This is a genomic window from Synechocystis sp. LKSZ1 (genome assembly GCF_040436315.1).
GTDB lineage: Bacteria > Cyanobacteriota > Cyanobacteriia > Cyanobacteriales > Microcystaceae > Synechocystis.
In genome coordinates, this window is the sequence record NZ_AP031572.1 from 3,544,627 (window position 1) to 3,558,454 (window position 13,828).

Genomic DNA, 13,828 nt, shown 5'->3' on the forward strand with positions numbered 1-13,828 from the left:
CGGTATGGCTAATTTAGTGAGTCAACAGGATCAGCATTTACAGGAATTAGAAAAATTAGCAATTCATACGACGTCCCAGATTCAAGCCTACGGCATGGTTTTGGTACTCGCAGAGCCGGATTTAAGCATTGTTCAGACCAGTACCAATTGTCACAGTTTGTTAGGTATTTCTGCTCAGCAATTATTGGGTGAGTCCCTAGAGTCCATTTTTGATAGTTTTCAAATTGAACCCATTAAGGAACAAATTACCGCTGGTAACTTGGATTTTATTAATCCCACCAAGCTCTGGGCCCGTTTAGATGGCGATAATTACACCGTTTTTGACGCTGTTTTCCATCGCAATGCCGAAAATATTCTGATTTTAGAGCTAGAACCCACCGATTCCGTTGATAGTATTTCGTTTCTGAGTTTTTACCATCTGGCTAAGGTATCAATTAACGAACTCGGGGCCAGCGCCAGTCTGGAGGAATTTTGCCAGGTGATTGTAAAGGAAGTGCGCCAGTTAACCGGCTTTGACCGGGTAATGCTCTACCGTTTTGATCAATACAATCATGGCGATGTGATTGCCGAGGATAAGCGAGCTGACCTGGAGCCCTATCTCGGCCTGCGTTATCCCGAATCGGATATTCCCCAGCCCGCCCGTCGTTTATTTATCCATAACCCCATTCGTCTGATTCCCGATGCCAAGGCCCCAGTAGTGGAACTTTATCCGGCCCTGCATCCCAGCACGGAACAGCCCCTCGACTTGACTCAATCGATTCTGCGTAGTGCCTCTCCTTGTCACTTGGAGTACCTGCACAATATGAAGGTCGGGGCCTCCCTCACTATCTCTTTGATTAAGGATGGTGCCCTGTGGGGCCTGATTGCTTGCCACCATTTAACCCCGAAGCATGTGCCCTATGAACTGCGGAAGGCCTGCGAGTTTTTGGGGCGGGTGGTGTTTGCCGACCTTTCAGCACGGGAAGATACCCAGGACTACGATTACCGCATGGCCCTGAAGGAGATCCAAACCCGCCTCGTGGACGAAATGACAACATCCCCCGATTTTATTGAGGGGTTAATGGCTGACCGCCAGGGCCTGCTAGATTTAACCGGAGCCCAGGGCGCGGCCCTTTGCTTTGGAGACCGTCTGCTCTTGCTAGGCCAAACCCCCAGTGAATCGGAGGTGAAATATCTATTGCAATGGCTCAAGGGCCAGGCCTTAGATGATGTCTTTTTTACCCAGTCCCTAGCCAGTCTCTACAGTGATGCCCTCGGCTTTAAAGAAGTGGCGAGTGGTCTGATTGCTCTACCAATTGCAGAGCGCAATTATTTGCTCTGGTTCCGCCCCGAAGTGTTGCAGACCGTTAACTGGGGGGGCGATCCCAGTCATGCCTTTGAAATTGTGGCCCTCAATAATCAACAAGTACGGCTTTCTCCCCGTAAATCCTTTGAGCGTTGGAAGGAAACGGTACGACTGAATTCTCTACCCTGGAAACCGGTGGAAATTCGGGCGGCCCTAGAATTGAAAAAGGCCATTGTTAATATCATTCTGCGCCAGGCCGATGAACTCGCTGAACTGGCCCGGGATCTAGAACGTTCCAATGCCGACCTGAAAAAATTCGCCTACGTGGCCTCCCATGACCTCCAGGAACCCCTCAATCAAGTCGCAAATTACGTCCAACTGTTGGAAATGCGCTACGGCGAACAATTAGACGAAGACGCCGCAGAGTTTATTAATTTTGCGGTGGATGGGGTGTCCTTGATGCAGACCCTGATCGATGATGTGTTGGCCTACTCCAAAGTAGATGTCCAAAATGCAGAATTGGCCCTGACCGATAGTCATCAGGCCCTCGACCGGGCCCTGGCCAATCTCCGGCGTCGCATTCTGGAAAACCAGGCTCGGATCACCGTTGATCCCCTGCCGGCAGTGATGGCCGATGGCACCCAACTCATGCAGGTTTTCCAAAACTTAATTGGCAATGCTCTGAAATTCCGAACAAAGACTCCCCCGGAAATTCATGTCAGTGCCCAGCGTCTAGATAAGGCCTGGCTATTTTCCGTGCAGGATAACGGGATTGGCATTGACCCCCAATTCTTTGACCGTATTTTTGTCATTTTTCAACGCCTGCATACCCGTGATGAGTACAGTGGCACGGGCATGGGCCTGGCTATCTGTAAGAAAATTATCGATGGTCACCGGGGACAAATCTGGGTAGAGTCGGAATTGGGTCAAGGTTCCACCTTCTTTTTCACCATTCCAGTAGGAGGCGCTGAGCGTGACCGTCGCCGAGTATGAACAACCGAAAGTCATCCTGTTGGTGGAAGATAGTAAGGCGGATATTCGTCTTGTCCAAGAAGTGCTGAAATCCAGTACAGTCGCCCACGACCTCCGGGTGGTTCGGGATGGCCTGGCGGCCATGGACTACCTCTACCAACGCAATGACCACCTGGATGCCCCCCGGCCCAATTTGATTGTCCTTGACCTCAATCTGCCCAAAAAAGATGGCCGGGAGGTGTTGGCAGAAATTAAAACGAATCCTGACCTGAAGCGAATTCCGGTGGTGGTGCTAACCACTTCTCACCATGAGGAGGATATTCAATGTAGCTATGAATTACATGTCAACTGTTACATCACCAAATCTCGTAATCTCAAAGATCTTTTTAAGCTAGTACAAGGTATTGAATCGTTTTGGCTGGAGACCGTGACCCTCCCCCATGACTAGGCAATGCGATAAATCCTTGAGTAATCACTATCTGTTGGCAGGAGGTGTTGGGTATAGGTTATGGAGACCAATCGTACAATTCAAATTCTGTTAATTGAAGACAGTTTGGCTGAGGCGCGACTGCTCAAGGAAATCCTCAAGGGGGTAACGGGTTATCAATTTTTTATTGCCCATGTCCTGCGCTTGGCCGAGGCCCTCCAGTATCTTCAACAGCAGGAGGTGAACATTATTTTACTGGATCTGACCTTGCCCGATAGCCAGGGCCTATCTTCCCTCCAGCCCTTACTGCAAATCGCTCCCCAAGTCCCCATCGTTGTCCTGACCCACTACGATAACGACGGTTTGGCCCTAGAGGCCGTCCGTCAGGGGGCCCAAGATTACCTCGTTAAACGTCAGGCCAGTGCCGATAACCTGATTCGGGCTATTTGCTATGCCATTGAACGTAAGCAGGCCGACCAACACCTCTACCAACTCAACCAACATTTAACCGAAGATATTAAAGTCCAGGCGGCGGAACTGGATAAGGTCAAGGCCCTGAACCAAATGAAATCGGAATTTGTGTCGATGTTGTCCCACGATTTCCGCAATCCGTTAAATACCATCCTCTTATCTGCTGGCCTGTTGGAAGAAAGCCGCGACCGCCTCACCCCGGAACAGCAAGTCACCTATTTTCAAATGATCCGTACCGCCATTAAAGATATGGATCAACTGCTCAGCGAAGTGCTACTGTTGGGCCGTTCCGATGCCGGGCAATTGCAGTGCAGTTTTTCCCCCCTGGATTTGATGCAATTTTGCCAAGAGCTCGTCCGTTCTATTTCATCGAGTCGCCCGGAATCCCAACGGATTCGCTTTACCAGCCAGGGCAATGTGGCCGTTGGCCTGTGGGATGCGAAGTTACTGCGCCACATTTTATTGAATCTTCTCAGCAATGCCCTAAAATATTCTCCTGCGGGCCAGCCGGTGGACTTTACCTTAATTGGCCAGGGCCAACAGGTGTGCTTCCAAGTCCGAGACTACGGTATTGGCATTCCCCCAGAGGCAATTCCCCAGCTATTCCATCCTTTCTACCGAGCCGATAATGTGGATACCATCCAAGGAACCGGCCTCGGCCTGGCCATTGTGCAAAAATGTACAGAACTCCATGGCGGTCGAGTACAAGTGATCAGTGAACTCGGCCTGGGCTCGACCTTTACCGTTATCCTGCCCGTGCTCAATACCAGCGTCGAAAGCCTTTCCTTTGTGCCGGACAACCTACAAATACGCTAGTCCTAGTAGGACGTAACAATTTATCCTGGCCCCATTGCCAGCCCTTCCCCAATCACGTTATCAGTAGGATAGAACCACGGTGAATCCTATGTTTAAAAGTATTTTATTTCCCATTGACCAAAGCCGCGAAGCTCGGGAAGCCGCCCAAATGGTGGTGAATTTAGTGAAAACCCACCAGAGTCGTTTGACCCTGCTCTCGGTGGTGGAACAGACCCCTGCCGCTGATCAAGGAAGTAGCGAGACGACAAGCCCTATGGCCTCGCCCGAACAGGTCGCCCAACTCCTGCAGGCGGCCCAGGCCCTGTTTGCTAAGGAGAACATCTCTGCGGAGGTGATTGAACGGGACGGCATGCCCTCTTTTACTATCTGTGATGTAGCCGATGAAATTAATGCCGATTTAATTGTGATGGGTTGTCGGGGCCTAGGCCTAACGACGGAAGGGGCCGCAGAAAGCGTGACCAGTCGGGTGATTAATCTGTCTCCCTGTCCAGTTTTGATCGTTCCCTAGGTGTTGTTTGTGGGGCCTGTAACTGTCGCCAGAGGAGCCAAATGCAAGTTAGAAAATAACCCGAGGTGAACAGGCCGTTGAGGTACAGCAACCGGAGGCTCCAGAGTTCCGGGCCGATTGTACTCCCCAGGCTCAATAAACAGTAAAGGAGGAGCCAGCTTCCCGTGAGTCGCAGGGCCTGACGGCTGGCCCGATGGCGGCGATCCGATGGGGGCAATTGCTTGAGGAACCCCAGGGCCGGTACAAGGCCCAGCACCGGCAAAAAAACGAGGCTCCGTTGAAGACGCTCAAAGGGGTCTTCTGGAAAGGGGTCTTGGGCAGACATTGACAATGGCCTCAGGATAATCAACGCAAACCGCTCGCTCAGCCCAGAAAAAGCTGATAGGCCGGATTGTGGCTTTCATCCCAGTAACGATAACCCAAGTTATCTAGAAATGTCTGCCAATCAGCCATCTCCTCCGGGGGAACCTGCATCCCGACCACAATACGTCCATAGTCGGCCCCATGGTTGCGGTAATGGAACAAGCTAATATTCCAGGCCGGATTCATACATTTTAAAAATTTCATCAAGGCCCCCGGCCGCTCAGGAAATTCAAAGCGGTAGAGCAGTTCATGGTCGGCTAGGCTGGAACGTCCCCCCACCATGTGCCGCAGGTGGAGTTTGGTGAGTTCATCATCGGTTAAATCCAAGGTCTTAAAGCCATGGCCCTCAAAGATGGCGGCCAGATGGGTCGCATCGCCACGATTTTGAATTTGGATACCCACGAAGATATGGGCCTCCTCCCGACTGGCAATACGATAGCTAAATTCCGTTAAATTATGCTTGCCCAATAGCTCACAAAACTGCCGCAGACTGCCCCGTTGTTCGGGAATGGTCACAGCAAAAATGGCCTCGCGGTGTTCCCCATATTCTGCCCGTTCGGCCACAAAGCGGAGACGATCAAAATTCATATTGGCCCCGCAGGCCACGGCGATTAGGCTCTCCCCTTGACAGCCTTCCCGTTCCACGTAGGCCTTGAGACCCGCAATGGCCAAGGCCCCGGCCGGTTCCAAAATCGAGCGCGTATCCTCAAAGACATCCTTGATGGCCGCGCAAATATTGTCGGTATCCACCAAAATCATCTCGTCCACGTACTGCTGACACAGCCGGAAGGTTTCGTCCCCCACCTCCCGTACTGCCACCCCATCAGCAAAGAGGCCGACCTGAGCCAACTTAACCCGTTGACCGGCCTTGAGGGATTGGGCCATGGCATCCGCATCCACCGGCTCAACCCCAATCATTTTTATCTCGGGATAGAGTCGTTTAACGTAGGCGGCAATGCCCGCCATCAGGCCACCACCACCAATGGCCACAAAAATGGCGTGGATTGGCTGTTGGTACTGACGCAAAATCTCCATGCCAATGGTTCCCTGGCCGGCGATCACGTCCGGGTCATTGAAGGGATGAATAAAGGTTAGGCCCTTTTCCTGCTCTAACTGACGAGCGTAGGCGTAGGCATCATCATAGGTATCACCGTGGAGCACCACCACGCCCCCCCGGGCCTTGACGGCATCGACCTTAACTTGGGGGGTTGTTACCGGCATCACGATCAGGGCCTGAGTTCCCAATTTCGAGGCCCCGAGGGCCACACCTTGAGCATGATTCCCTGCGGAAGCGGCAATCACCCCTTGTTTAAGCAAATCTGGGGGCAACTGAGCCATTTTGTTATAGGCCCCACGCAACTTAAAGGAAAATACCGGTTGCATGTCCTCTCGCTTGAGGTAAACGCGATTATTGAGCCGACGGGACAGATTTTGGGCATAGTCGAGGGGCGTTTCCTGGGCTACATCGTAGACTCGGGCTTTGAGGATACGTTCAAGGTAATCGGAGGACATAGTTGCGCAATAAAATCAAATTCTGACGCTAGGCTTTGAAACTTGGGACTGCTCACTTATCCAAGCTTATGGGATGGGGGTTGATGATTATCTACCCCCCAATCATTATTGATTATGGATGAGCGATTAACGTAAAGTCATAGCCCGTAATATGGCCTGGGGCCGGTTTCATTTCCACGAGAGTAGCGGGCCCAGACCGCTCTCCATTGGGCAAAAAATGCACCTCTCCATTAATACTTGGGGCAACAAATTGAGGATTGCCTAGGGCCTGTTGTAAACCCGTGCGACTCGGATTTTGACCTAATCCCTGGGCCAGAACATAGGTGGCATCGTAGGCCCCGGCGGTACGCCAAGACACATCCCCTCCCCACTGCTGACGGGCGGCCTTGGCAAACCCCAAACTGGTTTTATTTTTGGCACTCCAAGGTACAGCGAGAATAAGGCCCACCGTATTTTGGCCCTGCTCTAGAGTCTTGATCGTTGCTAACGTGCTATTACCATACAGTTTCAATTGCCCCTGATTCGCTTTGGCGAGGTCGTAGGCATTCTGGAGTCGCTCAATATGGGGTAATAGCAATAAACCTTTGGCGCCACTGGCCAGGGCCTCTTGGATAGCTGTTTTCGGCACTAGAGTCTTATTACTCAGGTCACAGACGGTAGGCGCTAACTGGCCCCCATTTTTGAGGAAATTGGCCATAAATTCCTGTTCAAAGGAAACGGCGTCAGGGGCCTGGGAATCGTAGCAAACCGCTACCGTTGGTGTTTTGGCCCGGGCTATTTCGCTCAGAGAACGAGCTGCGGTACTGATGGTAGGCACAACCCGAAAAATATAGTCACCGACATCGCCCACCCCATTGGCCAGACTAGTCGGATTAACTAACACCAATTTCCCTGCTTGGTAAGTAGGAGCAGCACTTAGGGTCGCACTACTGGCATTATGGCCAATCACCCCAAGGATCTCTGGATTGGCTACCAAAGCCTGGGCCACCTTGGGGGCCAGATTGGAATCATTACTGTCATCAACTAGAGTGATGTGTAAATAGCGTCCTTTAATACCTCCCTGACGATTAATTTCTTCCTGGGCTTGGGCGACTCCTCGCAGGATCTCCTGGGCAATGTTGAGGTTACCGGAGACCGGGGCGACAACGGCAATTCTGAGAGGATTATTTTCCAGGGCCTTCAGGTTATTCAGATAAATAAGCGCTTCGGGATCATTGCGGTTTTGTTGGAGATACTCAGAATATAAATTAATAGCCTTAATACTATTGCTGGCTACTGCTGCTTGTATCGCTAATTGTTTTTTCTCATTGTTAGGACTAGTCACTAGAATCCGGGAGCCGTCACTAAACCGAGTTGCTAAATCAGGGGAAACAGAGAGACCGGATTGCGTAGACTGGAGACTTCCCCCTTGAATTTGTCGCCATAGCCACCAACCACCACCACCGACGAGCAGAAAACTCACTAACAAAGAAAGCCCGAGGATCAGTGTTTCGTTTTTTTTAGCCATGACTTGCCAGGAAAGAGGAGGAGAAAATCAAAACTTCCATAATCATTTATCCGCAGTAAAATCCATGAGCTTATTTTTCGTCAGATAAAATTAGAGAAGTATTGCCTTGGCTATTACCCATAATAATAATTTTGCTGTTAGGGGACTCCGCTAATTTTTGCTGAGCTTCAATGGCCTTAAGCTTGAGTATTTTATCCGTCAAACCATCAGAGAGAATTTTTTGAGAAGTGGAAATTCCTTGAGCTTCAACCTTTTTTCGTTCCGCTTCTTTTCTGGCTTTCGTAATTTCCAAATCTAACTTTTGATTTTCCTGTTCTAGGGCCACTTTAGATTGGATTGCTGCTTGAATATTGTCGGGTAAAATAATATTACGCAAGAGAGCCTCTTCTACCACAAATCCCAGCGGCTTTAATTGCTCATTCATTTTTTGGTAAAGGGTCTGGGCAATTTCTGGTCTTTTTTCGCTATAAATAGTCTGTAAACTATAGCTGGCAGTAACCTGACGAATTAAGGCTCGAAAACGAGAGACAATAATTTCCTCTTCATTAGCTCCTAATTTTTGATAAATCTCCTGGGCTTTTGCCGGATCAATACGGTACTGCAGACTTACATCTAACTTGAAACTCAATCCTTCCCTAGAAGTTGTATCAACGGTTTCTTTAATATCCTGCAAACGGGTTGAGAAAGTAATCAGTTCATCCGTAAAGGGATTCAGAAAATGCACACCAGGATCAAGAGTCTGGGGTTCAATGTTACCCAGGGTTTCCACAATCCCCACCTCCCCCGCCGGAATCACAATCCAAAAGCGCTTTAAGCTTCCCCAAAGCAAAGACACTAGCGCTAAAAGCCCAACTAGAAAGGATAAGGCCCGTATTCCCGTATTTTTGGGAGTATCCCCTTGGCTCTTGATGCTTAAAAATATACTAAAGCTAGCCACAGCAGTCATTAAAGACAACAGAAAGGGAAGCATGGTCATCACCTCAAAGGAATGTTTAGCTGAAGGGAGCAGGAAGTCCATACTGCACTAGTCAGCGATAGGCCATTCACAGCTTGATTCCAGTCTACTGTCAGTCGTGGAGATCGGCGTTCTTCAGAAGACGATATAACAACGCAAAAGCGCCTCCCATTGTTAGAAGACGCCTTTGAGTGAATTACTTATTCAATTGTTAGTTCCATCTCAGGAATTAACCATGAATCGCAGGGGCGGTCAGAGCTACCGGAGCTTGGTCGCCAGAAGCGAGGTCTAGGGGGAAGTTGTGAGCATTGCGCTCGTGCATTACTTCAAAACCAATGTTGGCACGGTTCAGTACATCAGCCCAGGTGCTGATCACACGACCTTGAGAGTCAAGGATAGACTGGTTGAAGTTGAAGCCGTTCAGGTTGAAGGCCATGGTGCTTACACCCATCGCCGTGAACCAGATACCAATTACCGGCCAAGCACCCAAGAAGAAGTGCAGAGAACGGCTGTTGTTGAAGGAAGCGTATTGGAAAATCAAACGACCGAAGTAGCCGTGGGCTGCAACGATGTTGTAGGTTTCTTCTTCTTGACCGAATTTGTAGCCATAGTTCTGAGACTCAACTTCGGTGGTTTCACGCACCAAGGAGGAGGTCACCAAAGAACCGTGCATGGCAGAGAACAGAGAACCACCGAATACACCCGCAACTCCCAGCATGTGGAAGGGGTGCATCAGGATGTTGTGCTCAGCTTGGAACACGATCATGAAGTTGAAGGTACCAGAGATACCCAGGGGCATACCATCGGAGAAGGAACCTTGACCAATGGGGTAGATCAAGAACACAGCGGTAGCGGCGGATACGGGGGCAGAGTAAGCCACGCAGATCCAAGGACGCATGCCTAAGCGGTAGGAGAGTTCCCACTGACGACCCATGTAGCAGAAAACGCCAATGAGGAAGTGGAAAACAACCAACTGGTAGGGACCACCGTTGTAGAGCCACTCATCGAGGGAAGCAGCTTCCCAGATGGGGTAGAAGTGCAGACCAATCGCATTGGAGGAAGGCACAACAGCACCAGAGATGATGTTGTTACCGTAGAGCAGAGAACCAGCAACGGGCTCACGGATACCGTCGATGTCAACGGGAGGAGCGGCGATGAAGGCAATGATGAAGCAGGTGGTAGCAGTTAGCAGCGTGGGGATCATCAGAGTACCGAACCAACCGACGTAGATGCGGTTGTTGGTGCTGGTGACCCACTGACAGAACTGTTCCCACAGAGAAGCGCTCTCGCGCTGTTGTAGGGTAGTGGTCATGGTTTTATAATTCCTGTTATGAATTTGTCAAGGTGCGGATTGCGTTTGACACCTCCTATATTACGGATTTCCTCACCCTTTGTAAAGCTTTGTAAAGCCTTTTTAACAAAAGTCTTTCTGATGACATGGATAAGTACAGATTATGGGGATAGCGAGACGACCGCAAAAGGCGATCTTTAGATTGCAGCCCCGGGCTTCAACGATGCTCAGCCCGCAATTCCCTAAAATTCTGCGTTAAGGGGGGTGCGGGGAAAGGGAATGACATCCCGGATATTAGCCATGCCCGTCATAAACTGCACAATCCGTTCAAAGCCCAGGCCAAATCCCGCATGGGGAACAGTGCCAAAGCGTCGGAGGTCAAGGTACCACCAGAGATCTTCGGGATTCATTCCCTGGGCCTGGATGCGTTTTTCTAGGATCTCCCAGCGTTCTTCCCGTTGAGAGCCACCAATAATCTCACCAATTTTAGGAACCAGGATGTCCATGGCGGCCACGGTTTTCTGGTCATCATTCAGGCGCATATAAAAGGCTTTGATCTCAGCGGGATAATCGGTCACGATCATGGGCCGCTTAAAGACCTCTTCGGCGAGATAACGCTCATGCTCCGACTGTAGATCTACGCCCCAGGCCACGGGATATTCAAAGGACTTGGGGGCCTTTTCCAGTAACTGAATTGCTTCGGTGTAGGTAATGCGGGCAAATTCCTGATGAATAATCTGATCTGCCGTCGCCAGCACGGTATTGTCGATACGCTGATTAAAAAATTCCATGTCCTCGGGACAGGCTGCTAAGACTGACTTGAAGAGATATTTCAAAAATTCCTCGGCTAAATTCTGATCGCCCTCCAGGTCACAAAAGGCCATTTCCGGCTCCACCATCCAAAATTCGGCGAGGTGGCGGGAGGTATTGGAATTTTCGGCCCGGAAGGTAGGGCCAAACGTATAGACATTCTGGAAGGCCAGGGCCATGATTTCGGCTTCTAACTGGCCACTGACGGTGAGATAGGCCTGTTTACCGAAAAAATCCTGTTTAAAATCCACGCTCTGGTCAGGATTCCGGGGAATTTTATGCAAATCCAGGGTCGTGACAGAAAAGAGCTCTCCTGCGCCTTCGCAATCACTGGCCGTAATGATGGGCGTATGTACCCAAAGAAAGCCCCGCTCTTGGAAAAATTGATGAATAGCCGCGGCACAGGCATTACGCACCCGCATCACGGCTCCTAGGGTATTCGTCCGGGCCCGGAGATGACCAATGGTTCTGAGAAACTCAAAACTGTGGCGTTTTTTCTGGAGGGGATAGGTGGCGGGATCGGCTTCTCCAAAAACCTCTACCTGCTGAGCCTTCAGTTCAATGCGTTGGCCCTGGCCCGGAGACAGCACCAATATTCCCGAGACTTGCAGGGACGCGCCCGTATTCAGCCGCGACAGTAGGTTAGAGTAGTCCGGCAGGGTCGGCTCTAGAATCACCTGGAGATTGGCCAGGGCCGAACCATCATTGACTTCCACAAAACTGAAGTCCTTGAGTTCCCGTTTAGTCCTCACCCAGCCCTGGATAGTGACTTCGGCGTTGGCTTGGCCATGGCGGAGGAGATGGAGAATTCGTTGATGCGTCATAAATTTACCCGTTAGCAGCCAGTAGTGAGGCGATCCCAGAAAAGCTCAGGGCCTATCCAAGGGAACGGTTGTTGGCTTGTTCAATTGTTGCAAAAAATCAGGATCGAATTGGGCCTTTTGCCAATGAAGAGCCGCTTGAATGTTGCCCACCGTTAATCCCTTGGCTCCCCGTAGGTCGGCCCCTGTCAGATCAACCCCTTGCAAAATGGCAGCTTGGAGATTGGCCCCCTGGAGTTTCGCTGCCACCAAGCTACTTTCGCTTAAGTTGGCCCCCTCTAGATTGGCCCCTGTCAGATTCGCTTCCATTAGTTTGGTTTGCTTTATCACAGCCTGACGGAGTTGGGCCTGGGCGAGATTGGCCCCGAACAAATTACTGCCCTGGAGATTTGTCCGATTGAGATTAGCCGCCGTGAGGGTAGCCATGACCAGGTTGGTATTTTCCAGGTTGAGACCGCTGAGGTCAGCACCAGCCAAATTAGCCTGGTAGTCCAAATTGTAGGCTTGGCGTTCAAACAACGAGACAAAAGCTGGCGGAATCTGGGTTGTCACATCGTAGAGGGCCCCGTGAACTTGGGCATTGGTCAAATCTGTTCCCATCAGGTTTGCGCCCCGCAGATCCGCTTGGCTCAAATTGGCCTGTTTGAGAATAGATTGGCTGAGGTTGGCCTGCCGTAGGTCTGCCCCCTGGAGGTCAGCACCAGTGAGGTTCTGCTTGGGTTCAATTTTATAAGCGGCGTTGAGTAGAAATTGCCATTGCTTGGGAAAATGATTTACCATCATCGCATCGTAAGTACTACCAGTAAAGTTAGTCTGTTGGTTAAGCTCGGCCTGTCTTAAATCGGCCCCCCGCAGATTGGCTTGCTTGAGAATGGTATTTTCCAGATGGGCCTTTTGAAGAGATGCTCCCCCTAAATTGGCTCTTGTCAGATCGACATCCCGCAGATTTGTACCACTGAGGTCTACACCACCTAGGTTGGCTTGAACTAAATCAGTCTGGGTCTTTTCCTTGCTATCAATAAAATAGGCCCCAGCGTTCTGGAGAAAGGTTTTAAGCTTAGAGAAGGGTTGGGTTTGTTGGTCGTAGATGGCCCCCTTCAAGTTAGTGCCGTAGAGATTGGCATTGATTAAGTTAGCCCCCCGTAAATCGACTCCACGTAGATCCGCTAAGCTTAGGTCTGCCTTAAAAAAGTCGGCCCTGCGTAATTTGCTCCCCACCAGTAGGGATTGACTGAGTTGGGCATTGCTTAGATTGGCCTCTGTGAGATCGGCCTGGGCCATCTGGGCACGATTTAAGCGTGTCGATTGGAGGTCGGCGAACTGGAGATTGGCCTGGTCGAGATTGATATTTTCGAGATTGGCCCGCTGGAGATGGGCCCAGGGGAGTTGAATTGTGGCCAGTTGGGCCCCCTGCAAATTCAGGCCGGTTAGGTTAACGCATTCGGCATAAAATCCCTTGAGGAAGGCTAGGCGGCGCCACTGTTGCCATTGAGACCGATTTAGGCCCCAAGGAGGGGTATTTTCTTCTGCACAGCCACGATTGAGGGAATCGAGGGCCTCGATCCGGCCAGCACTCGCGCTAATCTCAGCGGGTTGAATATTATTGATTACTTGCCAGGCCTGGTTCCGGGCTTCCCGTTGACGTTTATCCGCCTCTGAGATGAAGAGAATGGCCCCGAAGAGCAGACTTAATTGCCCCAAAAAAGTGACTAGGGCCGTGCAGGTTTTAACCGTTTCCCAAATATTTCGACGCGGGAGGCGGGAAGTATCAGCAGAAGCAGCCTGATGGTGCAGGAAATAGTTCCACAGACGACGACAATCTTCCAAGGAAATGTGCCAATCCCGTGCTGTATTGATCAGTTGCAATTCCAGTTCAAAGGGTTGTTTTTGTAAGTGCTGGAGGGCCTGAAAATGCGCTTGAACCGTCTCTGGATGGAGTTTAGCTAAGGCTAATTTCGTTGTGTCTAGGCTAGATTCAGGGGCGGGTTGTGGGGTCAGGGGTTCTTCCATCAGTAGCCAATCCAGCGGGCAATCCAGTGTGTAGGGAACGACGAAGCTAGTGTAGCGAATCCCGGAGATGCTATTTTGCC

11 protein-coding genes are annotated in these 13,828 nt (G+C 50.6%); 4 read left to right on the forward strand and 7 right to left on the reverse strand.

Features of this window, described 5'->3' with window-relative positions; translation table 11 throughout:
• The first annotated feature begins 4 nt into the window (after window positions 1–4).
• The 4 genes from ABXS88_RS16055 to ABXS88_RS16070 all read left to right on the forward strand — a co-directional run bounded on the left by ABXS88_RS16055 (window position 5) and on the right by ABXS88_RS16070 (window position 4,479).
• Window positions 5–2,278: an ATP-binding protein gene (locus ABXS88_RS16055; RefSeq protein WP_353673052.1), complete on the forward strand. Its 2,274-nt coding sequence runs from the start codon at window positions 5–7 to the stop codon at window positions 2,276–2,278.
• On the forward strand, window positions 2,259–2,705 hold the full coding sequence (locus ABXS88_RS16060; RefSeq protein ID WP_353673053.1) for a response regulator: 447 nt from the start codon (window positions 2,259–2,261) through the stop codon (window positions 2,703–2,705). Before ABXS88_RS16055 ends, ABXS88_RS16060 begins: the two co-directional genes overlap by 20 nt.
• A 60-nt stretch (window positions 2,706–2,765) precedes the next feature.
• Window positions 2,766–3,971 (forward strand): hybrid sensor histidine kinase/response regulator, encoded by a 1,206-nt coding sequence (locus tag ABXS88_RS16065; RefSeq protein WP_353673054.1) that lies wholly within the window; start codon window positions 2,766–2,768, stop codon window positions 3,969–3,971.
• 88 nt (window positions 3,972–4,059) lie between these two features.
• A complete protein-coding gene (locus ABXS88_RS16070) occupies window positions 4,060–4,479 on the forward strand; it encodes a universal stress protein (RefSeq protein WP_353673055.1) in 420 nt (139 codons plus the stop codon).
• Here ABXS88_RS16070 and ABXS88_RS16075 read toward each other — a convergent pair.
• The 7 genes from ABXS88_RS16075 to ABXS88_RS16105 form a co-directional block, all read right to left on the reverse strand.
• Window positions 4,442–4,804, reverse strand: coding sequence for a hypothetical protein (locus ABXS88_RS16075; protein WP_353673056.1), 363 nt, complete (start codon window positions 4,802–4,804; stop codon window positions 4,442–4,444). The genes ABXS88_RS16070 and ABXS88_RS16075 overlap by 38 nt on opposite strands.
• Before the next feature lie 38 nt (window positions 4,805–4,842).
• Window positions 4,843–6,354, reverse strand: a complete 1,512-nt coding sequence (gene ilvA, locus ABXS88_RS16080; RefSeq protein ID WP_353673057.1) for a threonine ammonia-lyase, biosynthetic — start codon at window positions 6,352–6,354, stop codon at window positions 4,843–4,845.
• 112 nt (window positions 6,355–6,466) lie between these two features.
• Window positions 6,467–7,861, reverse strand: coding sequence for an ABC transporter substrate-binding protein (locus tag ABXS88_RS16085; RefSeq protein ID WP_353673058.1), 1,395 nt, complete (start codon window positions 7,859–7,861; stop codon window positions 6,467–6,469).
• Between the two features lie 70 nt (window positions 7,862–7,931).
• Window positions 7,932–8,879: a prohibitin family protein gene (locus tag ABXS88_RS16090; protein WP_353673059.1), complete on the reverse strand. Its 948-nt coding sequence runs from the start codon at window positions 8,877–8,879 to the stop codon at window positions 7,932–7,934.
• A gap of 166 nt (window positions 8,880–9,045) precedes the next feature.
• Window positions 9,046–10,128, reverse strand: a complete 1,083-nt coding sequence (psbA, locus tag ABXS88_RS16095) for a photosystem II q(b) protein (RefSeq protein WP_353672378.1) — start codon at window positions 10,126–10,128, stop codon at window positions 9,046–9,048.
• A gap of 221 nt (window positions 10,129–10,349) precedes the next feature.
• Window positions 10,350–11,741, reverse strand: a complete 1,392-nt coding sequence (gene asnS / locus ABXS88_RS16100) for an asparagine--tRNA ligase (protein ID WP_353673060.1) — start codon at window positions 11,739–11,741, stop codon at window positions 10,350–10,352.
• A 45-nt stretch (window positions 11,742–11,786) separates the two neighbouring features.
• The gene (locus ABXS88_RS16105) at window positions 11,787–13,748 is read right to left on the reverse strand and encodes a pentapeptide repeat-containing protein (protein WP_353673061.1); all 1,962 of its coding nucleotides are present in this window, start codon (window positions 13,746–13,748) and stop codon (window positions 11,787–11,789) included.
• Window positions 13,749–13,828: the final 80 nt, after the last annotated feature.

What these genes read in the sequence shown, in the direction of transcription:
- ABXS88_RS16055 (WP_353673052.1), top strand. Translation starts at nt 5, where the DNA reads ATGGCTAATTTAGTGAGTCAACAGGATCAGCATTTACAGGAATTAGAA.
- ABXS88_RS16065 (WP_353673054.1), top strand. Translation starts at nt 2,766, where the DNA reads ATGGAGACCAATCGTACAATTCAAATTCTGTTAATTGAAGACAGTTTG.
- ABXS88_RS16070 (WP_353673055.1), top strand. Translation starts at nt 4,060, where the DNA reads ATGTTTAAAAGTATTTTATTTCCCATTGACCAAAGCCGCGAAGCTCGG.
- ABXS88_RS16075 (WP_353673056.1), bottom strand. Translation starts at nt 4,804, where the DNA reads ATGTCTGCCCAAGACCCCTTTCCAGAAGACCCCTTTGAGCGTCTTCAA.
- ilvA (WP_353673057.1), bottom strand. Translation starts at nt 6,354, where the DNA reads ATGTCCTCCGATTACCTTGAACGTATCCTCAAAGCCCGAGTCTACGAT.
- ABXS88_RS16085 (WP_353673058.1), bottom strand. Translation starts at nt 7,861, where the DNA reads ATGGCTAAAAAAAACGAAACACTGATCCTCGGGCTTTCTTTGTTAGTG.
- ABXS88_RS16090 (WP_353673059.1), bottom strand. Translation starts at nt 8,879, where the DNA reads ATGGACTTCCTGCTCCCTTCAGCTAAACATTCCTTTGAGGTGATGACC.
- psbA (WP_353672378.1), bottom strand. Translation starts at nt 10,128, where the DNA reads ATGACCACTACCCTACAACAGCGCGAGAGCGCTTCTCTGTGGGAACAG.
- asnS (WP_353673060.1), bottom strand. Translation starts at nt 11,741, where the DNA reads ATGACGCATCAACGAATTCTCCATCTCCTCCGCCATGGCCAAGCCAAC.
- ABXS88_RS16105 (WP_353673061.1), bottom strand. Translation starts at nt 13,748, where the DNA reads ATGGAAGAACCCCTGACCCCACAACCCGCCCCTGAATCTAGCCTAGAC.